At 68.9% G+C, this 21339-nt stretch carries 19 protein-coding genes and 2 pseudogenes; 11 read left to right on the top strand and 10 right to left on the bottom strand.

What is annotated here, in order from left to right:
• Positions 1-61: 61 nt before the first annotated feature.
• Positions 62-694: a DUF177 domain-containing protein gene (locus BG90_RS13150; protein WP_010105342.1), complete on the bottom strand. Its 633-nt coding sequence runs from the start codon at positions 692-694 to the stop codon at positions 62-64.
• A gap of 278 nt (positions 695-972) precedes the next feature.
• Between BG90_RS13150 and BG90_RS13145 the strand changes: the two genes are divergently transcribed.
• Both BG90_RS13145 and BG90_RS13140 read left to right on the top strand, forming a co-directional pair.
• Positions 973-1620 carry a Maf-like protein gene (locus BG90_RS13145; protein ID WP_010105343.1) on the top strand — a complete coding sequence of 216 codons (648 nt, stop codon included), beginning with the start codon at positions 973-975 and terminating at the stop codon, positions 1618-1620.
• Positions 1617-2339, top strand: coding sequence for an SAM-dependent methyltransferase (locus BG90_RS13140; protein WP_010116365.1), 723 nt, complete (start codon positions 1617-1619; stop codon positions 2337-2339). Before BG90_RS13145 ends, BG90_RS13140 begins: the two co-directional genes overlap by 4 nt.
• A 19-nt stretch (positions 2340-2358) precedes the next feature.
• Here BG90_RS13140 and BG90_RS13135 read toward each other — a convergent pair whose 3' ends face one another.
• From BG90_RS13135 to BG90_RS13120, 4 genes are read right to left on the bottom strand one after another with little or no spacing between them, the layout of a single operon-like run.
• A complete protein-coding gene (locus BG90_RS13135; protein ID WP_010116366.1) occupies positions 2359-3357 on the bottom strand; it encodes a S49 family peptidase in 999 nt (332 codons plus the stop codon).
• A gap of 9 nt (positions 3358-3366) precedes the next feature.
• On the bottom strand, positions 3367-3762 hold the full coding sequence (locus BG90_RS13130) for a Rieske (2Fe-2S) protein (RefSeq protein ID WP_010105346.1): 396 nt from the start codon (positions 3760-3762) through the stop codon (positions 3367-3369).
• Complete coding sequence (locus BG90_RS13125; protein ID WP_010105347.1) at positions 3759-4418, bottom strand: HAD-IA family hydrolase; 660 nt, start codon at positions 4416-4418, stop codon at positions 3759-3761. The genes BG90_RS13130 and BG90_RS13125 overlap by 4 nt, the downstream gene beginning before the upstream one ends.
• Before the next feature lie 5 nt (positions 4419-4423).
• A complete protein-coding gene (locus BG90_RS13120) occupies positions 4424-5431 on the bottom strand; it encodes an RluA family pseudouridine synthase (RefSeq protein ID WP_010116367.1) in 1008 nt (335 codons plus the stop codon).
• A 722-nt stretch (positions 5432-6153) separates the two neighbouring features.
• Here BG90_RS13120 and BG90_RS13115 point away from each other — a divergent pair.
• The 7 genes and pseudogenes from BG90_RS13115 (at position 6154) to BG90_RS13085 (ending at position 14425) form a co-directional block, all read left to right on the top strand.
• A complete protein-coding gene (locus tag BG90_RS13115) occupies positions 6154-9330 on the top strand; it encodes an Rne/Rng family ribonuclease (protein ID WP_045568160.1) in 3177 nt (1058 codons plus the stop codon).
• A gap of 124 nt (positions 9331-9454) precedes the next feature.
• Positions 9455-10066 (top strand): annotated as a pseudogene (locus BG90_RS35055) (IS110 family transposase); the annotation flags it as partial.
• 364 nt (positions 10067-10430) lie between these two features.
• Positions 10431-11543, top strand: coding sequence for a GTP 3',8-cyclase MoaA (gene moaA, locus BG90_RS13105; RefSeq protein WP_010105359.1), 1113 nt, complete (start codon positions 10431-10433; stop codon positions 11541-11543).
• Between the two features lie 36 nt (positions 11544-11579).
• Positions 11580-12203, top strand: a complete 624-nt coding sequence (mobA, locus tag BG90_RS13100) for a molybdenum cofactor guanylyltransferase MobA (protein ID WP_010116373.1) — start codon at positions 11580-11582, stop codon at positions 12201-12203.
• Positions 12204-12314: 111 nt separating this feature from the next.
• Positions 12315-13613, top strand: coding sequence for a molybdopterin molybdotransferase MoeA (gene moeA, locus BG90_RS13095; RefSeq protein WP_038802721.1), 1299 nt, complete (start codon positions 12315-12317; stop codon positions 13611-13613).
• 36 nt (positions 13614-13649) lie between these two features.
• A complete protein-coding gene (locus tag BG90_RS13090) occupies positions 13650-13925 on the top strand; it encodes a hypothetical protein (RefSeq protein WP_010105369.1) in 276 nt (91 codons plus the stop codon).
• Positions 13922-14425 carry a GNAT family N-acetyltransferase gene (locus tag BG90_RS13085; protein ID WP_010116380.1) on the top strand — a complete coding sequence of 168 codons (504 nt, stop codon included), beginning with the start codon at positions 13922-13924 and terminating at the stop codon, positions 14423-14425. Before BG90_RS13090 ends, BG90_RS13085 begins: the two co-directional genes overlap by 4 nt.
• A 225-nt stretch (positions 14426-14650) precedes the next feature.
• On the opposite strand, the gene BG90_RS13080 is transcribed toward BG90_RS13085, so the two are convergent.
• From BG90_RS13080 to pncB, 5 genes are all read right to left on the bottom strand, one after another.
• The gene (locus BG90_RS13080; RefSeq protein WP_010116382.1) at positions 14651-16126 is read right to left on the bottom strand and encodes a DNA recombination protein RmuC; all 1476 of its coding nucleotides are present in this window, start codon (positions 16124-16126) and stop codon (positions 14651-14653) included.
• Positions 16123-17112, bottom strand: a complete 990-nt coding sequence (locus BG90_RS13075; RefSeq protein ID WP_010105386.1) for a 2-hydroxyacid dehydrogenase — start codon at positions 17110-17112, stop codon at positions 16123-16125. The genes BG90_RS13080 and BG90_RS13075 overlap by 4 nt, the downstream gene beginning before the upstream one ends.
• A gap of 89 nt (positions 17113-17201) precedes the next feature.
• Complete coding sequence (locus BG90_RS13070; RefSeq protein WP_025989928.1) at positions 17202-18632, bottom strand: sodium:proton antiporter; 1431 nt, start codon at positions 18630-18632, stop codon at positions 17202-17204.
• A 53-nt stretch (positions 18633-18685) separates the two neighbouring features.
• Entirely contained in the window at positions 18686-19348 is a 663-nt protein-coding gene (locus BG90_RS13065) for a LutC/YkgG family protein (protein ID WP_010116387.1), read from the bottom strand.
• A gap of 170 nt (positions 19349-19518) precedes the next feature.
• Positions 19519-20718 carry a nicotinate phosphoribosyltransferase gene (gene pncB / locus BG90_RS13060; protein ID WP_010116389.1) on the bottom strand — a complete coding sequence of 400 codons (1200 nt, stop codon included), beginning with the start codon at positions 20716-20718 and terminating at the stop codon, positions 19519-19521.
• A gap of 85 nt (positions 20719-20803) precedes the next feature.
• On the opposite strand from pncB, the pseudogene BG90_RS37850 reads away from it, so the two are divergent.
• Together BG90_RS37850 and fdxA are read left to right on the top strand one after the other, a co-directional pair.
• Positions 20804-21069 (top strand): annotated as a pseudogene (locus tag BG90_RS37850) (hypothetical protein).
• On the top strand, positions 21014-21310 hold the full coding sequence (gene fdxA / locus BG90_RS13055) for a ferredoxin FdxA (RefSeq protein ID WP_326972861.1): 297 nt from the start codon (positions 21014-21016) through the stop codon (positions 21308-21310). The pseudogene BG90_RS37850 and the gene fdxA overlap by 56 nt, the downstream one beginning before the upstream one ends.
• Positions 21311-21339 lie beyond the last annotated feature (29 nt).

Here is a 21339-nt window from a genome sequence, read left to right as displayed (position 1 = left end):
GCCCGATCCGACGCTTGCTACCCCGGCCCTGCGGCCTCACGCCTTCCCGCGCCCCAACTGCCTAGTGTTTGTTGCCGTCCCCGCCCTTTTTCAGCGCTTCGAGCGCCGCGAACGGATTCGGCCTGTCGCTTTCGCCCGCCGCTTCGTCGGACGTATCGTCCGTATCGGCCGCGGGACCGCTCGCGCCCGATACGAGGCTTTCGTGCACCGCCGGACAGACATCGTGCTTCGGCACGAGCGGCAGCGAAAGCAGCAACTCCTCTTCGATCAAGCCCACGAGATCGAACTGGCGCGAACCGACGATCACATCGACTTCATCTTCGTCGAGCGGGAATTCGTCCGCCTCTTCTTCGGTGGCGACGATCCGGTACACGACGTCGATATCGAACGACTGCCGGTACGGCGTCATGCAGCGCTGGCACTCGAGCCACGCGGCGCCGTGCAGCGCGAGACGCAGATAAGGCTGCGCCCCCTCGGTGCCGTCGTCCTGCAGCTCGGGCTGCATCGAGCCCTCCGCCTGCCAGGTAAATACCGTGTCCCGGTCTGGCGCGTCCGCCGGCACTTCGTTTAACATGCGCGGCAACTGCGAGAGCCGGACGGCACTCGCCGCCTGCCGAGCGCTGCGTGCAAATTCGAACAGATCGATCGCGTGTGGATCGAGCGAAACCGCAGGCTTGCCTGAGGACGGGTTCATGTGCGCTCCTGCCGTATCAACCCTCGGTACAACTCGTTCGTGCAGACGGCCTGCGCCACCCCGCGTCCCGCGCGCCGATGTCTGATGCATCCGGCGGCACCGTCGGGCGCTCGCAAAAACCCTGCCGATGAAAAGCGCAAGAGCATACCTGTTTTATCTTTTCGAGTCAAACACTTAAGACTTCGCCTGACACGACGCCGCGACGCGCCCGCGTGCCGCGCGGCAACGGCGATTCCTCCACCCCGGATCTCTCGAACCGACCGACACTCGACACCATCATGCCGGACAACGTTTCCAGCCCGCCGCGGCTGATTCTCGCCTCCAGCTCGCGCTACCGGCGCGCGCTCCTCGAACGCCTGCGCGTGCCGTTCGACGTCGTCACGCCCGCCGTCGACGAAACGCCGCTGCCGGACGAAACGCCGTCCGCGACCGCGCTGCGGCTCGCCGCCGCGAAGGCGCGCGCCGCCGCCGAACGCGCGAATGCGCCGCACGGCGCGCTCGTGATCGGCTCCGATCAGGTCGCGACCTTCGACGGGCTGCAGATCGGCAAGCCTGGCTCGCACGAGCGCGCGCTCGCGCAGTTGCAGGCGATGCGCGGCCGCGAAGTCGAATTCCACAGCGCGCTCTGCCTGTACGATAGCCGCTCCGGCGCGACGCAAGCCGAGGACATCGTGACGCGCGTGCGATTCCGCTCGCTGACCGACGCCGAACTCGACGCCTATTTACGCGCGGAGACGCCGTACGACGTCGCGGGCAGCGCGAAATCGGAAGGACTCGGCATCGCGCTCCTCGACGCGATCGATTCCGACGATCCGACCGCACTCGTCGGCCTGCCGCTCATCGCGCTCACGCGGATGCTGCGCGCGGCCGGCTACCCGCTCTTCGGCGCGCCGGCGCCGGCTGCCACGGGAGCGAACGGACGATGACGGCAGGCACCCTCTATCTGATTCCGAACACGCTCGGCGAAGGCGACGCCGCGATGCTGGCCGCCGTGCTGCCCGCCGCCGTGCAGGCGCGCGCCGCGTCGCTCGGCTATTACATCGGCGAGAACGCGAAGACGACCCGCGCGTTCCTGAAGAAAGTCGGCGCCGAGCGGCCGATCCAGGAAATCGAGATCCGCGAGCTGAACGTGAAGACACCCGCGGGCGAGATCGACACGCTGCTCGCGCCGGTGCTCGCGGGCGCCGACGCGGGCCTCGTGTCGGAAGCCGGCTGCCCCGCCGTCGCCGATCCCGGCGCGCTGCTCGTACGGCGCGCGCACGAGCGCGGCGTGAAGGTCGTGCCGCTCGTCGGGCCGAGCTCGATCCTGCTCGCGCTGATGGCGTCCGGCCTGAACGGCCAGAGCTTCGCGTTTCACGGCTACCTGCCCGTCGACGCCGCCGCGCGCGCGAAACGCCTGCGCGAGCTCGAGCAGCAGTCGCGCAAGGCGAATCAGACGCAGATCTTCATCGAGACGCCGTATCGCAATCACGCGATGCTCGATACGCTCGTCGCGACCTGCGCGCCGTCGACGCTCGTGTGCGTCGCGGCCGACCTGACGCTGCCGACCGAGACGATCGCGAGCCGGCCGGCCGGGGCATGGAAAAAGGCGCCTGTGCCCGATCTGCACAAGCGCCCTGCGATTTTCCTGCTGCTCGCGAATTGAGCGCGGGCAAGCCGCGCCGTCAGCGCAGCTTCAGCTCGCTGCCGGCGACGGCCGCCTTCAGCGCGGCCGAGCCGACCGCCGCGCCGAACCGGCGCGCGACGCGGTTGGTCAGGCTTTCCTTGACTGTGTAGTCGACGAGGTCGGGCGCCTTCAGCACGTCGCGCGCGACGGTGTCGGTCGTCCCGAAATCGTCGGCGAGGCCGAGTTCGATGCTCTTCGCGCCCGTCCAGAAGAGCCCCGAGAAGATGTCCGGCGAGTCGTGCAGCCGCGCGCCGCGGCCGTCCTTCACCGCCTTGATGAACTGCTCGTGGATCTCGTCGAGCATCTCCTGCGCGTGCGCGTCCATCTTCGGCGTCTCCGGCGAGAACGGATCGAAGAAGCCCTTGTTCTCACCCGACGTGTGCAGGCGCCGCTCGACGCCGAGCTTGCCCATCAGCCCGGTGAAGCCGAAGCCGTCCATCAGCACGCCGATCGAGCCGACGACGCTCGCCTTGTCGACGTAGATCTTGTCCGCCGCCGACGCGATGTAGTAGCCGCCCGACGCGCACATGTCGGTGACGACGACGTAGAGCGGCTTCGCCGGATACTTCTTGCGCAGCCGGCGGATCTCGTCGTAGACGATGCCCGCCTGCACCGGGCTGCCGCCCGGGCTGTTGATGCGCAGCACGACGCCCGCCGTGCCGGAATCCTCGAACGCGCTGTCGAGCGCGGAATTGATGTCCTCGGCGTTCGCGTTGGTGCTCGCGGCGATCTCGCCGTCGATCGTCACGACCGCCGTGTGTCGGCCGCTCGCGAGCTTGCCGCCGTCGCCGGACACGCTGAAGAACGCAAAGACGAGCGCGGCGAACACGAACAGGAACGCGAATCGGAAGAAAATCCTCCAGCGACGCGCCGCGCGCTGCTCGTTGATCGCCGCGAGCGCGATACGCTCGAGCGCGGCGCGCTCCCAGTTCGGTTCACGGGCGGCGGTGGCCGCGGATTGGGACGATGAATCGGGAGGGTTGATTTGATCGGACATGCGTGAAAGTCAGTGGTCAGAGGAGGCCGGGCGCAGATCGCCGTCGGGCAGCCAGAACACCGCGCGGCCGTCGGGCGTGTCCCGCTCGTCGACCTGAACGGCGCGCAGCCGCGCGCCGCGGCACGGGCCGCCGACGCATTTGCCGGTATCCGGCGTATAAATCGCGCCGTGCGTCGCGCACATCAAGTATAAGCCCGACGATTCGAAGAACTGTCCCTCGGCCCAGTCTAGTTCCATCGGCACGTGCGCGCAGCGGTTCAGGTAACCGTACGCGCGCCCCTCGTAGCGGACGAAGAACACGACGACGGGTTCGCCGCGCAGCGTCGCATCGACCCGCACGCCCTCGCCGCCGTCGACGAGCGCGTCGGCCGCGCACACGAAGCGGGCATCGCCGCCGCCCGTCACGCGTGCTCCCGCAGCCAGCCGGCAAGCGACGCGACGTCCGGCGCGACGAAGCGCGGCGACAGCGCCGCGAGCGCGTCGGCCGGATGCGCGCCGTACGCGACGCCGATGCCCGCCGCGCCCGCGCTCGCGGCCATCTGCAGGTCGTGCGTCGTGTCGCCGATCATCACGGTGCGCGCCAGATCTTGCCCCAATTCGCGCGACAGCTCCTGCAGCATCGCCGGGTGCGGCTTCGAGAACGTCTCGTCCGCGCAGCGCGTGCCGTCGAAAAGGCTCGTCAGCTTCGCCTGGTCGAGCGCGCGGTTCAGGCCGACGCGCCCCTTCCCCGTCGCGACGGCGAGCAGGTAGCCGGTTTCGCGCAGCTCTTCGAGCATCTCGCGCACGCCGGCGAAGAGCTCGATCCGCTGATCCTTGGTCAGATAGTGGAAGCGGTAGCGCTCGGCGAGCCGCGGATAGTCGGCGGGGTCGAGGCTCGGCGCGGTGACGGCGAGCGCGTCGCGCAGGCCGAGCCCGATCACGTAGCGGGCGGCCTCGTCGGACGGCGTGGGCAAGCCGAGATCGCGGCACGCGGCCTGGATGGACTGCGCGATGTGCGCGGTCGAATCCATCAGCGTGCCGTCCCAGTCGAAGACGATCAGATCAAATTGCTGTCGGGCCATGCGTGTCATGCGGTATCGCGCAAGTCGGTGAGTTGATCGAGAAATTGCCGGCACTCGGCGGGCAGCGGCGCGTCGAACTGCAGCGGCTCGCCCGTCAGCGGATGCGCGAGGCGCAGCCGGTGCGCGTGCAGGAACATCCGCTTGAGCGACGGCACCGCGTTCGCGCGGGCGAGCGCCTTGTTCAGCGCGAAATCGCCGTACTTCGCGTCGCCGACGATCGGCAGGCCGAGATGAGCGAGGTGCACGCGAATCTGATGGGTCCGACCCGTTTTGAGTTCCGCTTCGAGCAGCGCATAGTCCGGCCAGCAGTCGACGAGATTGAACACCGTATGCGACGGCAGTCCGTCCTCCTGAACCCGCACGCGCCGCTCGCCGTCGGGCGTCGAGTACTTGAACAGCGGCGCCTTCACCGCGCGGCGGCGGCCCCAGTCGGGCGCCCACTCGCCGTGCACGCACGCGAAGTAGCGCTTGTCCATCCGGTTTTCGCGGATCTGCTCGTGCAGCCCGACGAGCGCCGAGCGTTTCTTCGCGAGCATCAGGATGCCCGACGTCTCGCGGTCGAGGCGGTGCACGAGCTCGAGGAACTTCGCGTGCGGCCGCGCATGCCGCATCTGCTCGATCACGCCGAACGCGACCCCGCTGCCCCCGTGCACGGCGACGCCTGCCGGCTTGTTGAGCGCGATGATCGCGTCGTCCTCGAACAGGATCTCGAATGCCGCGGCGGGCACGGGCCCGGGCCCGGCCGCGCGCGCGAGGTCGGCCGCCGCGACGCGCACGGGCGGCACGCGCACGACGTCGCCGTGCGCGAGCCGGTATTGCGCGTCGACCCGGCCCTTGTTCACGCGGACTTCACCGCTGCGGAGGATCCGGTAAATATGACTCTTCGGCACGCCTTTGCAGACGCGCAGGAGGAAGTTGTCGATGCGCTGACCGGCGGCGCCGTCGTCGATCTCGATGAGCGAAACCTGACCGCTTGCGACCGAATTATGGGATTTTTTGCCTAACTCATTCATACTGAATATAATTTTGCGCAGCCTTCCGTAGCGGAGCGGCCTGATCGGCCGGTTTTCGGGCGGACTGCGCGAGGCGCAAGCGCAAACTGTTATTTTACTTGCGCCCGGGGCGTGCTGCTCGTCCTCATGAATGAAAGCAGCAAGTTGCACGCACGGCACCCCGCTCAGGCAGGGATCGCGCCCACAGGCGGATTCGGTCAGAGCCGTGCCGCGGTAACGGAATGTTGGACAAAAAGAATTTGTAGGAAGCTGCGGCGCGGCGCGATGTAAGCCCGACGCGGTTCCCTGTTGCGAATAGAACGGCGTGCGCCCGATGTGGTCCCGCAATAGCGCGGGACTTGGCGACGTCAAAACCAAGGAAGGACACCCCAGGCGGGAAAGTCGGGCTGGATTCGATACTCCCCGCTGCGGCCGAGCCGCAGTATATGCCGCCATCCGGCGCCGCGCGCACTCTGCGCCGCGCCCCGCGGCTGTGCCCGGCCGGAGGCTTGGCGCGCCCAGTGGCGCGCGGAGTGTCGACGCCGTGTGCTTTGAAGCCGTGTTCGCAGGCGCCCTCTGGCCGCCGCCCCGTCGTATGGGCGCGCGCCTCATCAGGCCATTCTCCCGCCATCGTTCCCGCTCCAGCGTGCTTGTGACAACACAACAAGGCGCGGCCTGCCGTCGTCCCGCGTTCCGCCCGACAAGCGGAGCGCGCCGCCGACAGAACCGCCTGGAGTCGTTCAATGAAACGCATGCTGTTCAATGCGACGCAGCAGGAAGAACTGCGCGTCGCCATCGTCGATGGGCAGAAGCTCATCGATATCGACATCGAAACCGCCGGACGCGAACAACGCAAAGGCAATATCTACAAGGGCGTCGTCACCCGCATCGAACCGTCGCTCGAAGCCTGCTTCGTCAACTACGGCGAAGATCGCCACGGCTTCCTGCCGTTCAAGGAAGTCGCCCGCCAGTACTTCAAGGAAGGCGTCGACATGCGCTCCGCGCGCATTCAGGACGCGCTGCGCGAAGGTCAGGAGCTGATCGTCCAGGTCGAGAAGGAGGAGCGCGGCAACAAGGGCGCGGCGCTCACCACGTTCATCTCGCTCGCCGGCCGCTACCTCGTGCTGATGCCGAACAATCCGCGCGGCGGCGGCGTGTCGCGCCGCATCGAGGGCGACGAGCGCCAGGAGCTGCGCGAGACGATGGCGCAGCTTCAGATCCCCGACGGCATGAGCATGATCGCCCGCACGGCGGGCATCGGCCGCAGCGCCGAGGAATTGCAATGGGACCTGAACTACCTGCTGCAGCTCTGGCGCGCGATCGAGGCGGCGTCGCAAAGCGGCCATCCCGGCCAGCCGATGCTGATCTACCTCGAATCGAGCCTCGTGATCCGCGCGATCCGGGACTATTTCCAGCCGGACATCGGCGAAATCCTGATCGACACGACCGAGATCTACGATCAGGCCCGCGCGTTCATGGACATCGTGATGCCCGACAACGTCGGCAAGGTGAAGCGCTATCACGACGACGTCCCCCTCTTCTCCCGCTTCCAGATCGAGCACCAGATCGAGACGGCGTACTCGCGCACGGTGCCGCTGCCGTCGGGCGGCGCGATCGTGATCGACCACACCGAGGCGCTCGTCGCGATCGACGTGAACTCGGCGCGTGCGACGAAGGGCGCGGACATCGAGGAGACGGCGACCCGCACGAACCTCGAGGCGGCCGACGAAGTCGCGCGCCAGCTCCGTCTGCGCGACCTGGGCGGCCTGATCGTGATCGACTTCATCGACATGGAGTCGGCGAAGAGCCAGCGTGAAGTCGAGCAGCGTCTGAAGGACGCGCTCAAGCACGACCGCGCGCGCGTGCAGATGGGCAAGATCTCGCGCTTCGGCCTGATGGAGCTGTCGCGCCAGCGCCTGCGCCCGGCGCTGTCCGAAGGCAGCCACGTCACCTGCCCGCGCTGCAACGGCACGGGCCACATCCGCGACACCGAATCGTCCGCGCTGCAAGTGCTGCGGATCATTCAGGAAGAGGCGATGAAGGAGAACACCGCGGCGATCCACTGCCAGGTGCCCGTCGAGGTGACCGCCTTCCTGCTCAACGAGAAGCGTCAGGAAATCAACAAGATCGAATCGCGCTTCAAGGTCGGCGTCGTGCTGATCCCGAACAAGCATCTCGATACGCCGCACTACAAGCTCGAGCGCCTGCGTCACGACGATGCGCGCCTCGACGATCCGCGCGCATCGTGGAAGATGGCCGAGGAAGCCGCCCGCGAGCTCGAGGCGGAAACCGGCTACAGCAAGCGCGCCGAGGAAGCGAAGCCGCGCCAGGAAGCGGCCGTCAAGGGCATCACGCCCGAACGCCCCGCACCGAGCGCCGCGCCGCAGCGCCAGCCCGCACCGGCGGCGGCGCCTGTCGCCGCCGCGCCGGCAAGCGGCGGCTTCGTCAAGTGGCTGAAGAACCTGTTCGGCATGCAGCCGGCCGCGGTGCCCGCACCGGCGCCCGCTGCCCAGGAACCGGCCGCGCGTCCGGCGCGCGAACGCGGCGAACGCGGCGAGAAGGCCGAGCGCGGCGGCGATCGCAACCGCAACCGTCGCGGCAGCGGCGGCGCGCAGCAGGCAGGCGGACGCGACCAGGCCGCGGCAGGCGGCGGACGCGGTCAGGCCCCGCGCGCCGAGCGCGAAGCCAAGGAAACCCGCGAACCGCGCGAAGGCCGCGAGGCACGTGAAGGTCGGGAAGGTCGGGAAGGTCGGGAAGGCCGGGAAGGCCGGGAAGGCCGCGGCGGCCGGGACAATCGCGAAGGCCGCGAAGCACGCGAAACCCGCGAGCCGCGTGAGCCGCGCGAGCGCGCGGAGACGGCCGATGCCGCGGAAGCGCCGCGCAGCGAGCGCCGTGAACGCGGCGAGCGCCGCAAGCCGGTCCCGCACGTCGCGACGCTCGAAACCGTGAACCGCGGCGAAAGTGCCCACGCGGAGCCGGCCGAGCAGCCGGCTCACGCGCTCGGCGCGGAAGCCGGCGTCGAAGCGGATTCGAACGCCCGCGACGGCGAGGAACGCCGCCGTCGCCGCCGCGGTCGCCGCGGCGGCCGCCGCGAGCGCGACGACGAAACCGCAGGCGCAGCACAAGCGGCGGAAGCCGGCGAAGGCGTGACGGCCGAAACGGCCGCATACGCAGCCGAAGCGCCGCAGGGCGTCGCGCCGGTCGCCGACCACGAACCGCAGCACGCCGTACAAGCGGGCGCAGGCGTGGCGGCGGTTGCTGCCGCGGCAGTCGCCGCGGAAGCGATCGCTCACGTCGAGAGCGACGTGAAGGTCGAGCCGCAAGCGGCCGCTGAAGCGCCTGCCGCTTCGGCCGAGCCGATCGCCGCGGCGCCGGCTCGAGCCGCCGAAGCACCGGCGGAAGCCGCTCCGGCTGCGACGCATGCCGAACCGGCTCCGGTCGAAAGCGCGCACGTGCAAGCCGCTCCGGTCGAAACTGCGCCCGCTGAAGCCGCGCCGGCCGAAGCGCCTGCCGCAGAAGCGTCCGAAGCCGCCGCCCCGGCGGTTGCTCCGGCCCCGATCCCCGAGCCGGCCCCGGCCGTCGAGCCGCATCCCGCGCCCGCCGCAGTCGCCCCTGCCGAGGCAAGCGTCCCGCACGAGCCGGCCGCCGTCGCCGAGGCACAAGCGCCGTCGGCTGCCCCCGCCGAGGCCGTCGCACCGGCTGCGGTAGCAGCCCCGGTCGCGGCCGCGTCGAGCGCGAGCCTCGAAACGGTGCTCGAATCGGCCGGCCTCGTCTGGGTCAACACGGACACGGACAAGCTGCGCGCGGCGCAGGCCGCCGCCGCGCAAATCGCGCCGTCCGTCCGTGCGCCGCGCGAACGCAAGCCGCTGCCGCCCGTCGACACGACGCCGATGCAGCAAGTCGAGACGACGCACCGCTGATCCGGTCGTCCATCGCACGAAGAAGCCCGCCCCGAAAAGGCGGGCTTTAACGAGATGGTCAGCCTGACCGAAACAGCCCGATCGGCTTACGCTGATCGGGCTGTTTCCTTTTGGGGAGATCGTCATGGACACCTTCTCGTTGATCGGAATCGATCCTGGCGAGCATTGCGTCCGGCTTGCATGCGCAGTCCGCATCGGGCCGCATGGTGTTCCGCAAGAAGCCCACACGCGGCCAGATGCCGACGCTGCCGGGCAATCTTCCGCGCTGTACGGTGGCCATGGAAGCGTGTGCGGGCGCACATTGGGTTGCGCGATGGATTCGGCACTCGGTCACCAGGCCAAGCTGATTTCCCCGCAGTTCGCCAAACCTTTCCTGCAGGGCGACAAGAACGATTTCGCCGATGCGCAAGCGATCCGCGAGGCGGCGTCGCGTCCGTGCATGCGGTTCGTCAGCCCGCGCGCAACGAGACTCAGCAGCCCCTCTCGGCGCGGCATCGGGCGCGCGAGGGGCGGGTGCGGGATCGCACCGGCATGGTCAGTCAGATCCACGCCTTTCTGCCGGAGTCCGGGGTGAGCTTGCCCAACCAAGGGGATGGCGGAAATCCGGCGGCGGCTGACCGTGCTGGCCGCGCATGATCTGCCGCCGCGGCTGATCGCGCGGCTCGACCGGCTGCAGGCACATTCCAAGTACCTGAATGAGCAAGCGGGCGAGGTTGAGCGCGAACTGATGCGGCAGTCTGACTCGGCGTCGCTTATATCGTCTGGTGTACCGAGTCACTTCCGGTTTTGCGACGCGAGCGAGACGCGTGAAGACATAAACGGCTCAACGGCCGGGCAAACGACCTGACATGCAAAACAGCACCTCGATGCCGACGCCTTTTTGAGGCTTGCCCCGCGCGGCTCTCATCGTGGGGCGGGAACCTCCTCCCACAGCGAACCCCGGATAGATTTGCGCACGTCCAATTTATGCCGACACCGACTCGCTTGTAAAAATCAGGTTGACCATGGATTTGTCCGTACTCGGATTCTGCGGGTTTCCATGTCCGGCCCCGCCTGCCGCTTCCGGCTAGAATGGAGGCCTGACTCATCTAGCAACGCTCATGTCCCGACGCATCATTCCCGTGACCCCGGTAAGCGCAGCACCCGATCTGTCCGGCGCCCTGCTCGCGCCGAGCGGCACGCTGCGCGACGCCTTCGCGCGCCCGTTGCGCGACCTGCGCATCTCGGTCACGGACCGCTGCAACTTCCGATGCGTGTACTGCATGCCGCGCACCGTGTTCGGCAAGGACTACCCGTTCCTGCCCCACAGCGCGCTCCTGACGCTCGAAGAGATCGAGCGTCTCGCGCGGCTTTTCGTCGCGCACGGCGTCGAGAAAATCCGCATCACGGGCGGCGAGCCGCTGTTGCGCAAGAACATCGAATTCCTGATCGAGCGCCTCGCGCGGATGACGACCGTCGCGGGCCGGCCGCTCGACATCACGCTCACGACCAACGGCTCGCTCCTCGTGCGCAAGGCGAAAAGCCTGCGGGACGCGGGGCTGTCGCGCGTGACGGTCAGCCTCGACGCGCTCGACGACGCGCTCTTCAAGCGGATGAACGACGCCGACTTCGCAAGCGCCGACGTGCTCGACGGCATCTTCGCGGCCCAGGCCGCGGGCCTTGCGCCCGTGAAGGTCAACATGGTCGTCAAGCGCGGCACGAACGACTGCGAGATCGTGCCGATGGCGCGCCGCTTCAAAGGCACGGGCGTCGTGCTGCGCTTCATCGAATACATGGACGTCGGCATGTCGAACGGCTGGAACATGACCGAAGTGCTGCCGTCCGCCGACGCGATCGCCCGCGTCGCCGAGCACTTCCCGCTCGTGCCGCTCGAACGGCACACACCGTCCGAGACCGCGCAGCGCTGGGGCTACGCGGACGGCAGCGGCGAGATCGGCGCGATCTCGAGCGTCACGCGCGCGTTCTGCGGCGACTGCACGCGCGCGCGGCTGTCGACGGAAGGCAGGCTGTACCTGTGCCTCTTCGCGTCGTCCGGCCACGACCTGCGCAGCCTCGTGCGCGGCGGCGCGACCGACGAGCAGATCGCCACCGTGATCGGCCACGTCTGGCAGGCGCGCACCGACCGCTACTCGCAACTGCGCGGCAGCGCGCAAGCAAGCGAAGAAGCGGCGGGCGAGGCGAAGCGCGTCGAAATGTCCTACATCGGCGGCTAGGCGCGCCGCCCGCTTCACGCGCTCGCCGCTTTCGCGATGCCGCCGCACGCCGCCCCTTCTTCCGCGATCACCGGCCTGCTGCTCGCGGGCGGACGCGGCGCGCGCATGGGCGGCGTCGACAAGGGGCTACAGCCGCTGCGCGGCGAGCCGCTCGCGCTGCACGTGCTGCGCCGGCTCGCGCCGCAGGTCGACGCGCTCGTCATCAGCGCGAATCGTCATCTCGATGCGTACGCGTCGCTCGGCGCGCCGTTTGATGCGCGTGTCGTCGCGGATATCCACGCGGACTTCGCCGGCCCGCTCGCCGGGCTCGCCGCCGGCATGCGCGCAGCCGACACGCCGCTCGTCCTGTGCGCGCCGTGCGACTCGCCGTTCCTGCCCGACGATCTCGCCGCGCGCCTTGCCGCTGCGCTCGACGCGCAGCATGCGGACATCGCGTTCGCGACGACCGTCGACGCGCACGGCGACGTCTCTCCCCAGCCCGTCTTCGCGCTCGTGAACACCGCGCTCGCCGACGATCTCGCCGCGTATCTCGCGTCCGGCGAGCGCAAGATGCGCGCGTGGTACGTACGCCACAAGACGGTCGAAGTGCCGTTTGACGACGAGCGGGCGTTTTACAATGCAAACTCTTTGCGGGACTTAGCCGGCCTCGATCGTCCATGACGGGCCGCACGTCGTTCCGCGCGCCGCCCGCCGCTCACGACGCGTGCGTTTCACTGCGTGGCCCGGGACGCCGGCCCCGAATACAATCCGCCTAGCGGCGCCTCGTCATCGATGACCACGCACACCACGCCTACGCCATCCGCCACGTCCGAGAACGCCGTCGCGCTGACCGTCGACGAAGCGCGCGCGCTCGCGTTGCGCTTCGCCGAGCCGGTCGCGCAAGTCGAGCGCGTCGCGCTGCGCGATGCGCTCGGCCGCGTGCTCGCCGACGACGTCGCGTCGCCGTTCGACATCCCCGCCTACGACAACGCCGCGATGGACGGCTATGCGTTCGACGGCGCGGCGCTCGCCGCGCCGGCCGCCGACGGCATGCTCGCGCTCGAGCTCGCCGGCCGCGCGCTCGCGGGCCATCCGTTCGACGGCCCGCGCGTCGCGCCGCACGCATGCGTACGGATCATGACGGGCGCGCAGGTGCCCGCGGGCTGCGACACCGTGGTCCCGCAGGAAAAAATCGAAGCGACGGGCGACGTCGTGCGCTTTCCGGCATCGGCCGTCGCGCGCGGCGACCACTGCCGGCGCGCGGGCGAAGACCTCGCGCAAGGCGCGAGCGCGCTCGCCGCGGGCCGCGTCGTGCGCGCGGCCGATCTCGGCCTGCTCGCATCGCTCGGCATCGCCGACGTCGCGGTGCGCCGCCGCGTGCGCGTCGCGTTCTTCTCGACGGGCGACGAGCTGCGCATGCCGGGCGAACCGCTTCGCGACGGCGGCCTCTACGACAGCAACCGCGCGACGCTCGTCGGGATGCTCGCGCGCATCGGCGTCGACACGGTCGACCTCGGCATCGTCCGCGACGATCCCGCCGCACTCGAGCAAGTATTAAAGACCGCGGCCGCGCAGGCGGACGCGGTGATCACGTCGGGCGGCGTGTCGGTCGGCGACGCGGATTTCACGCGCGCGCTGCTCGAAAAGCTCGGCGACGTCACGTTCGCGAGCGTCGCGATGCGCCCGGGCCGGCCGCTCGCGTGCGGCCGCATCTGGGCGAGCGGGCGCGACGGACGGCCCGCGCTCTTCTTCGGCCTGCCGGGCAATCCGGTCGCGGTCGCGGCGACGTTCCTCGTGATCGTGCGCGACGCGCTCTTCGCGATGATGGGCGCCGACGCGCAGCCGCTGCCCTGCTATCCGGCCGTCTGCAGCGCGCCGCTCAAGAAGCGCGCGGGCCGCACCGAATACCTGCGCGGCCACGCGGCGCGCGACGCGGGCGGCGTCTGGCGCGTGACGCCCGCCGGCTCGCAAAGCTCGGCGTCGCTCAAGAGCCTGAGCGACGCGAACTGCTTCATCGTGCTCGCGCACGACGCCGCGCGCGTCGACGCCGGCGCGACGGTCGACATCCTGCCGTTCGACGGCGCCATCTGAATCCGTTCTCAGCACTTCCACGGGGGCAACTCGCATATGAAAAAACAAATCTCATCGATCGCGCCAGGGCAGACCGCGAAAGCGCTGATCCTCGTCTATCTGACGTTCAGCGTGCCGATCGTGCTGCTCGGCATTCTCGTTGCGTTCGTGCGCTACGGGCGCGTCGAGCTGAGCACGATCTTCAGCGCGCTGCTCCTGAACGCGATCCTCGGCTTCGTGCTGCTGTGGATCGCGTGCCACGCGTACAACTGGGTCGCATCGCGCTTCGGCGGCATCGAGATCGTGCTGTCGGACGCGCCGGAGGAAGCATGAGCGCCGCGGCGAACGAGACGATCTCGATCCGCGCGGCAGCGCCCGCGGACGTGCCCGCGATGCTCTCGCTGATGCGCGAGCTCGCGGAGTTCGAGAAACTCACGCATCTGTTCGTCGCGACCGAAGCCGATCTCGCCGAAGCGCTCTTCGGCGCGCGTCCGTCGGTCGAGGCGCTCGTCGCGGCGAGCGGCGGCGCGCTCGTCGGCTATGCGCTCTACTTTCACAACTACTCGACGTTCATCGGCCGCCGCGGCCTGTATCTCGAAGATCTGTACGTGCAGCCGTCGCAGCGCGGCGCGGGGCTCGGCACGCGGCTGCTGCGGCAGCTCGCGGCGATCGCGGTCGAGCGCCGCTGCGGGCGCTTCGAGTGGACCGTGCTCGACTGGAACCAACCGGCGATCGACTTCTATCGGAAGATGGGCGCGGACGTGCTGTCCGACTGGCGCGTCGTGCGCGTGACGGGCGACGCGCTCGCGCAGCTCGCGAACGGCGCCGCTTAGCGCGGGCGCTGCGCGCCGGCCCGCCGACGCTGTGACGTAGCCGGCGGCTGGCGGCCGGCACTGGCACCCGATCGTCGCGCGACGCGATGAACGGCAGGCCGGCCGGACGAGGCCGCCCGCCGCCATTCGATCGAACCGGCCAAGCAAACGGGGCGCACGCGGCGCCCCGTTTTTCATGTCGCGCGCAACGGGCGCTGCATCCGCCCTTTGCACGACGCACACCGCTCAGCCTTCGTCCGTCTCCGTTCCGTCTGCGCGCAGCAAGCCGTTCGCGGCCTCGCCCGGCAGCGCCTCGACCTCCTTCAGCTTGCGGTTCATCACGCGCGTGCGCTGCTCGGCCGCTTCGATCGAGCGCGTGACCGTCTCGAGCTGCGACTTCGTCCGCGCGAGCACCTCGCCGAACTTGCCGAACTCGGTCTTCACCGCGCCGAGCACCTGCCACACCTCGCTCGATCGCTTCTCGATCGCGAGCGTGCGGAAGCCCATCTGCAGGCTGTTCAGCAGCGCGGTCAGCGTCGTCGGACCGGCGATCGTCACGCGATAGTCTCGCTGCAAAAGATCGGTCAGGCCGGGGCGGCGCAGGATCTCCGCGTAGAGCCCCTCGGTCGGCAGGAACAGCAGCGCGAAATCGGTCGTGTGCGGCGGCGCGACGTATTTCTCGGCGATCGTGCGCGCCTCCGCGCGGATCCGCGCCTCGAGCGCACGCGCCGCCTCCTCGACGGCCGCCACGTCCGCGCGCTCCTGCGCATCGATCAGGCGCTCGTAGTCCTCGCGCGGAAATTTCGCGTCGATCGGCAGCCAAACCGGCTGCGCGCCGCCCGTCTCGCCCGCGTCTTGCCGCCCCGGCAGGCGGATCGCGAACTCGACGCGCTCGCTGCTCTTCGGCACCGTCGCGACGTTCTTCGCGTATTGATCCGGCGTCAGCATCTGCTCGAGCAGCGCCTCGAGCTGCACTTCGCCCCAGGTGCCGCGCGTCTTCACGTTGGTCAGCACCTTCTTCAGGTCACCGACGCCCGCCGCGAGCGTCTGCATCTCGCCGAGCCCGCGATGCACCTGCTCGAGGCGGTCCGACACGAGCTTGAACGATTCGCCGAGACGCTGCTCGAGCGTCGCGTGCAGCTTCTCGTCGACGGTGCGCCGCATCTCCTCGAGCTTCGCCGCGTTGTTCGCTTCGATCTCCTTCAGCCGCGTCTCGAGCGTCGCGCGCACCTCGCCGATCCGGCGATCGTTCGCCTCCGTCAGTTGCGTCAACTGCTGGTTGAGCGTGTCGCCGAAATGCCTCAGCGCCGCGCCCTGCTCTTCGCGCGCGAGCTGCGACTGCCGCTGCAGCGTCTCGCGCATCGCGTCGAACTGCTGCGTGTTGCCCGCGACGAGCTTCACGAGCTGCTGCGCGAAGCCGTCGATCTGGTTGTTCTGCACGGTCGCGACGCTCGAGAGCTGCGCGGCGAGCGTCTGCTGCAATTGCGCGAAGTTGCCGGCGAGCTCGGTGCGCGAGTGGCGCGCGCCGTCGACGATCTCCGCGCGCAGTTCGCGCTCGAGGCGCTCGGCCGCGTGCGCGTGCGCATCGTTCGCGTCGTCGATCTGCTCGGCGAGCCGCTCGACGCCGTCGCCGCGCGAGCCGCCGCGCAACAGCACGACGAGTGCGACGATGAGCGCCGCCGCAAGCGCGACGACGGCGGCCAACAACAGCGTTTCGGTCATATGCGAGCCTTCCCCAGCACGCCGGGATTGATCGGATTCGGCGGAAGGCCTGCGCGCGGCCCCTCGCCCAACGCGGCGATCAGGTTGTCCGCGGCGAGATTCGCCATCGCGCGCCGCGTGCCTTCGCTCGCGCTCGCGATGTGCGGCGTCAGCACGACGTTCGGCACCTCGAGCAGCGCCGGATGCACGCCCGGCTCGCCTTCGAACACGTCGAGGCCGGCCGCCGCGATCCGCTTGTCGCGCAGCGCGTCGGCGAGCGCCGCGTCGTCGACGATCCCGCCGCGCGCGATGTTCGTGAGCGTCGCGGTCGGCTTCATCAGCGCGAGCTCGGCCGCGCCGATCGTATGATGGCTCTCGGCCGAATACGGCAGCACGAGCACGACGTGATCGGCCTGCGCGAGAAGCGCCGCCTTCGACACATACTCGGCGTTCAGCTCCGCCTCGATCTCGGGCGCGACGCGCGAGCGGTTGTGATAGATCACGCGCATATTGAAGCCGCGCGCGCGGCGCGCGATCGCCTGGCCGATGCGGCCCATGCCGATCACGCCGAGCGTCGCGCCGTGGATGTCCGCGCCGAGGAAGCTGTCATACGACCACTTGCGCCATTGGCCCGCGCGCAGCCAGTGCTCGGATTCGGCGATCCGCCGCGCGGCCGCCATCATCAGCGCCCAGCCGAAGTCGGCCGTCGTCTCGTTCAGCACGTCGGGCGTGTTGGTGCCGAGCACGTGCGCGGCGTTGAACGCGCCGATGTCGAAGTTGTTGTAGCCGACCGCCATGTTCGACACGACGCGCAGCCGCGGCGCGGCCGCGAGCACCGACGCGTCGATCACGTCGCCCGCCGTCAGCGCGCCGTCCTTGTCCGAAAGACGCGCCTCGAGCGCATCGGGCGGAAGCGCGTCGCCGTCGTTCCAGTCGACGTCGAAATATTGCTTGAGCCGCTCGATCACGTCCGGAAAGATCGAGCGCGCGACCAGGATTTTCTGCATTGCCGTCTCCGTCATGCCGCGCGGGCGGCGAACGCGCGCATCGCGCCGCCCGCCGCCCGCCGCCCGCGCGGCCGTCATCGTCATCGTGCCTAACCGCTGAAGAACACCCACGTCGTCAGCAAGAACACCGGCACGAGGATCGCGAGCGCCCAGCCGAGGTACGCGAAGAAGCTCGGCATCCTCACGCCGCGCGACTCGGCGATCGCCTTCACCATGAAATTCGGCGCGTTGCCGATGTAGCTGTTCGCGCCCATGAACACGGCGCCCGCCGAGATCGCCGCGAGCGTCGTCGCGCCCGTCGTCATCAGCGCCTGCGCGTCGCCGCCCGCGAGATTGAAGAACACGAGATAGGTCGGCGCATTGTCGAGGAACGACGACAGCACGCCCGTCGCCCAGAAGTACATCGCGTCGATCGGCTTGCCGTCGGCGTCCGTGACGAGATGGACGATCGGCGCGAACACGCCGTCGCCGCCCGCGCGCAGGATCACGATCACCGGCGCGATCGTCACGAAGATGCCCGCGAACAGCTTCGCGACCTCTTCGATCGGCGCCCAGTTGAACGCGTTGCCCTCGCGCGCCGAGCGCGGCGTGATCGCGAGCGACACGAGCGCGACGACGACGAGCGCGACGTCGCGCAGCGCGTTTTGCAGCGCCACGTGCGTGCCGAACCAATCGAACGTGATGCCCGGCTTCCAGAGGCCGCTCATCAGCACGAGCGCGATCACCGCGCCGAGCAGCACGAAGTTGATCTTGCCCTCGATCGACACGCCGCGCGAATCGGGCGTCGGATCGAGGAACGGCTTCATCTCCTCGCCGCCCTTCCGATAGAAGTACGTATCGACCGCGAAGAAGAGCGTGAGCAGGATCCCGCAGATGAAGAGCATCGGCAGCGCGAGATGGGTCGTCGTCCAGAAGAAATCGACGCCGTTCAGGAAGCCGAGGAAGAGCGGCGGATCGCCGAGCGGCGACAGCGAGCCGCCCGCGTTCGCTACGAGGAAGATGAAGAACACGACGACGTGCACGACGTGCTTGCGGTTGTCGTTCGCACGCAGGAGCGGCCGGATCAGCAGCATCGCGGCGCCCGTCGTGCCCATCACGCTCGCGAGCACGGTGCCGAGCGCGAGGATGCCGGTGTTGAGCTTCGGCGTGCCGTGCAGGTTGCCGCGCACGCAGATGCCGCCCGCGACCGTGTAGAGCGACGTCAGCAGCACGATGAACGGGATGTACTCCTCGAAGAGCGCGTGCATCAACGTGCCGAACGCGTTGCCGAAGCCGAACGTCGCGGCGAACGGAATCAGGAACGCGACCGCCCAGGCCGCGGCGATCTTGCCGAAATGGTGATGCCAGAACACGGGCGCGATCAGCGGGAAGACCGCGATCGACAACAGGATGCCCGCGAACGGGATCGCCCAGAACGCGGAAAGCGCGGCACCGTCGAGCGTTGCGGCCGATGCGAGCGCGGGAGCGGCGCCTAACGCGCCCCCCAGCGCCATGCCCGCCCAGGCGGCATGTCGTTTCATGTGATTTCCTCTTGAAATACGGGTGGATTACGGCGCGTAACGCAACGGCGGCGTCACGCGTCGCGCACGACGATCGCGTGCACGCGATACGGACCATGCGCGCCGAGCACGATCGTCTGCTCGATGTCGCCGGTGCGCGACGGCCCCGACACGAAGTTCACCGCGCGCGGCAATGCGCCGCGCTCCGCGCGGATCAGCGCGAACGCGTCCTCGTGCCCCGCGACGATCCGCGACGCGGGCACGAGCGCGATATGGGTTTCAGGCAGCAGCGCGGCGGACGAGCACGTCTTCGGACCAGACAGCAGAACCAGCGAACCGGTTTCCGCCGTCGCGCAAAAACAGCCGGTGATGCCGACGCGATCGCCGTCGACCGGCTTGCGGAATTCGACCGCGAGCCCCGCGCCCGCCCAGTCGAGCCCGTCGAGCGTCCGCCACGCGATCGCCTGCGCGCCGAGCCCCATCCGCTGCAGATAAGCGGCCGCCGCGGCGGGCGCGTCGTGCATCGACGCGACGGTGTCGACGGTCGTCGCAAGCCGCAGCGCCTCGTCGACGAAGCGAGCGACGAGATCGCCCTCGAGCGGCGGGCGCGGCCCCGCCGGATGGCGCGCGACGTAATCGGCCGCATGCTCGCGCTCCATCTCGGCCAGCTCGGCCGGGCGGCCCTGCGCCGCGCGGATGCGCGCGAGGATGTTGCGGCGGGCAGCCGATGTGTCCATGGACGGTCCTCGTGACGATGGCCTTCGATACCGTCCCGATTATACCGGCCGATGCGGCGCGCGCCCGTGGCGGCGGATACGAAAAACGCGGGCCGGACGGCCCGCGCGGCCCGCGTGCGTTCCATCCCGATGTCGACGCGGCCGCGCTCGCGCGCCGCCGCGCGGCGGCGTCACTTGCCCGCGTCGTCGTCGGGCGGCTGCGTGATCCCGAACACCTGGCGCAGATACGCGAGATACGCCTTGTCGTCGCACATGCTCTTGCCCGGCGAATCGGACAGCTTCGCGACCGGCTGGCCGTTGCAGCGCACCATCTTGATGACGATCTGCAACGGCTGGTAGCCGAGATCGTTGGTCAGGTTCGTGCCGACGCCGAACGCGAGCTTGCAGCGGCCGCGGAATCGTTCGTACAGCTGCATGACCTTCGGGACGTCGAGCGCGTCGGAGAACACGAGCACCTTCGTGCGCGGATCGCAGCGGTTCGCCTCGTAGTGCTTGATGAGCCGCTCGCCCCACTCGAACGGATCGCCCGAGTCGTGGCGCGCGCCGTCGAAGAGCTTGCAGAAGTACATGTCGAAGTCGTTCAGGAACGCGTCCATCCCGTAGACGTCGGACAGCGCGATCCCGAGGTCGCCGCGGTATTCCTTCGCCCACATCTCCAAGCCGTAGATCTGCGAATCGCGCAGCCGCGGGCCGAGCGCCTGGCACGCCTGCAGATACTCGTGCGCCATCGTGCCGAGCGGCGTGATCCCGTGCGTCATCGCGTAATAGACGTTGCTCGTGCCGGCGAACTGCGCGCCGAGCCCGTCCTGCAGCGTGCGCAGCACTTCCTCGTGCCAGACCTTCGAGAAGCGGCGGCGCGTGCCGTAGTCGGCGATCTTGCAGTCCGCGAATTCGGGCTTCGCGCCGAGCCGCTTGATCTTCTCGCGCAGCCGGTCGCGCCCTTCGCGGTAGTCCGGGCTGCGCTGCGTGTTGCGGAAATACACCTCGTTGACGATCGCGAGCACCGGGATCTCGAAGAGGATCGTATGCAGCCACGGCCCCTTGATCTCGATGTCGATCTCGCCGCCGCCCTTCGGCGAAGGCGAGATCGAGATGTACTTCTCGCTCAGGTGGAAGAGCGCGAGGAAATCGACGAAATCGCTCTTGATGAAGCGCAGCCGGCGCAGGTAGTCGAGCTCGGGGTCGGTGAAGCGCAGTTCGCACAGCGAGCGCACTTCGGCGCGGATCTCGTCGATGTACGGCACGAGATCGGCGCCCGGCGTCCGGCATTTGAAGCGGTATTCGACGCTTGCGGCGGGAAAATGATGCAGGACGACCTGCATCATCGTGAATTTGTACAGGTCGGTATCGAGCAGCGAAGTGATGATCATGATTCCAGACTGCCAAAATCGAGACGGAGCCCGAGCGTTTGCGCGCCCTGCGCGCCCGCCCTCCGGGTTGACGCATGTTACCCGAATGCGGCGCAAATCCGTGCCGAAACACCCGGCGCACCGCCCGATCCGCCATAAACTAATCACGAAACGGTATAAACGGGAAAGTCGAGCGCGCGATGCGGGTTTGACGCATCAGTTACAATGCCGCTTTTGGCGCCACTCGCCGCCCCATACATACCTAGATACCGCCGCAGGAGTGTTTTGAATGACCCACGTTGTGACTGAAGCGTGCATCAAGTGCAAATACACGGATTGCGTCGATGTATGCCCTGTGGACTGCTTCCGTGAAGGCCCGAACTTCCTCGCGATCGATCCGGACGAGTGCATCGACTGCGCGGTGTGCGTCGCCGAATGCCCGACCAACGCGATCTACGCGGAAGAAGACGTGCCGGGCGACCAGCAGCAGTTCACCGAACTGAACGCCGACCTCGCGAAGATCTGGCCGTCGATCACGAAGACGAAGCCCGCGCCCGCCGACGCCGACGAGTGGAAGGACGTGCAGGACAAGCTGCACCTGCTCGAGCGCTGATCGCACGCGCTGCCGGGGCGCGGTCCGGC

This window comes from Burkholderia oklahomensis C6786 (assembly GCF_000959365.1).
GTDB classification, from domain to species: Bacteria; Pseudomonadota; Gammaproteobacteria; order Burkholderiales; family Burkholderiaceae; genus Burkholderia; species Burkholderia oklahomensis.
Note: the sequence above shows the minus strand (reverse complement) of the source record. Positions and strands in the feature narration are given on the sequence as shown.

Bases quoted from the DNA above. Each gene is read 5' to 3' on its own strand.
- BG90_RS13150 (WP_010105342.1), bottom strand. From the start codon at position 694: ATGAACCCGTCCTCAGGCAAGCCTGCGGTTTCGCTCGATCCACACGCG.
- BG90_RS13145 (WP_010105343.1), top strand. From the start codon at position 973: ATGCCGGACAACGTTTCCAGCCCGCCGCGGCTGATTCTCGCCTCCAGC.
- BG90_RS13140 (WP_010116365.1), top strand. From the start codon at position 1,617: ATGACGGCAGGCACCCTCTATCTGATTCCGAACACGCTCGGCGAAGGC.
- BG90_RS13135 (WP_010116366.1), bottom strand. From the start codon at position 3,357: ATGTCCGATCAAATCAACCCTCCCGATTCATCGTCCCAATCCGCGGCC.
- BG90_RS13125 (WP_010105347.1), bottom strand. From the start codon at position 4,418: ATGGCCCGACAGCAATTTGATCTGATCGTCTTCGACTGGGACGGCACG.
- BG90_RS13120 (WP_010116367.1), bottom strand. From the start codon at position 5,431: ATGAATGAGTTAGGCAAAAAATCCCATAATTCGGTCGCAAGCGGTCAG.
- BG90_RS13115 (WP_045568160.1), top strand. From the start codon at position 6,154: ATGAAACGCATGCTGTTCAATGCGACGCAGCAGGAAGAACTGCGCGTC.
- moaA (WP_010105359.1), top strand. From the start codon at position 10,431: ATGTCCCGACGCATCATTCCCGTGACCCCGGTAAGCGCAGCACCCGAT.
- mobA (WP_010116373.1), top strand. From the start codon at position 11,580: ATGCCGCCGCACGCCGCCCCTTCTTCCGCGATCACCGGCCTGCTGCTC.
- moeA (WP_038802721.1), top strand. From the start codon at position 12,315: ATGACCACGCACACCACGCCTACGCCATCCGCCACGTCCGAGAACGCC.
- BG90_RS13090 (WP_010105369.1), top strand. From the start codon at position 13,650: ATGAAAAAACAAATCTCATCGATCGCGCCAGGGCAGACCGCGAAAGCG.
- BG90_RS13085 (WP_010116380.1), top strand. From the start codon at position 13,922: ATGAGCGCCGCGGCGAACGAGACGATCTCGATCCGCGCGGCAGCGCCC.
- BG90_RS13080 (WP_010116382.1), bottom strand. From the start codon at position 16,126: ATGACCGAAACGCTGTTGTTGGCCGCCGTCGTCGCGCTTGCGGCGGCG.
- BG90_RS13075 (WP_010105386.1), bottom strand. From the start codon at position 17,112: ATGCAGAAAATCCTGGTCGCGCGCTCGATCTTTCCGGACGTGATCGAG.
- BG90_RS13070 (WP_025989928.1), bottom strand. From the start codon at position 18,632: ATGAAACGACATGCCGCCTGGGCGGGCATGGCGCTGGGGGGCGCGTTA.
- BG90_RS13065 (WP_010116387.1), bottom strand. From the start codon at position 19,348: ATGGACACATCGGCTGCCCGCCGCAACATCCTCGCGCGCATCCGCGCG.
- pncB (WP_010116389.1), bottom strand. From the start codon at position 20,718: ATGATCATCACTTCGCTGCTCGATACCGACCTGTACAAATTCACGATG.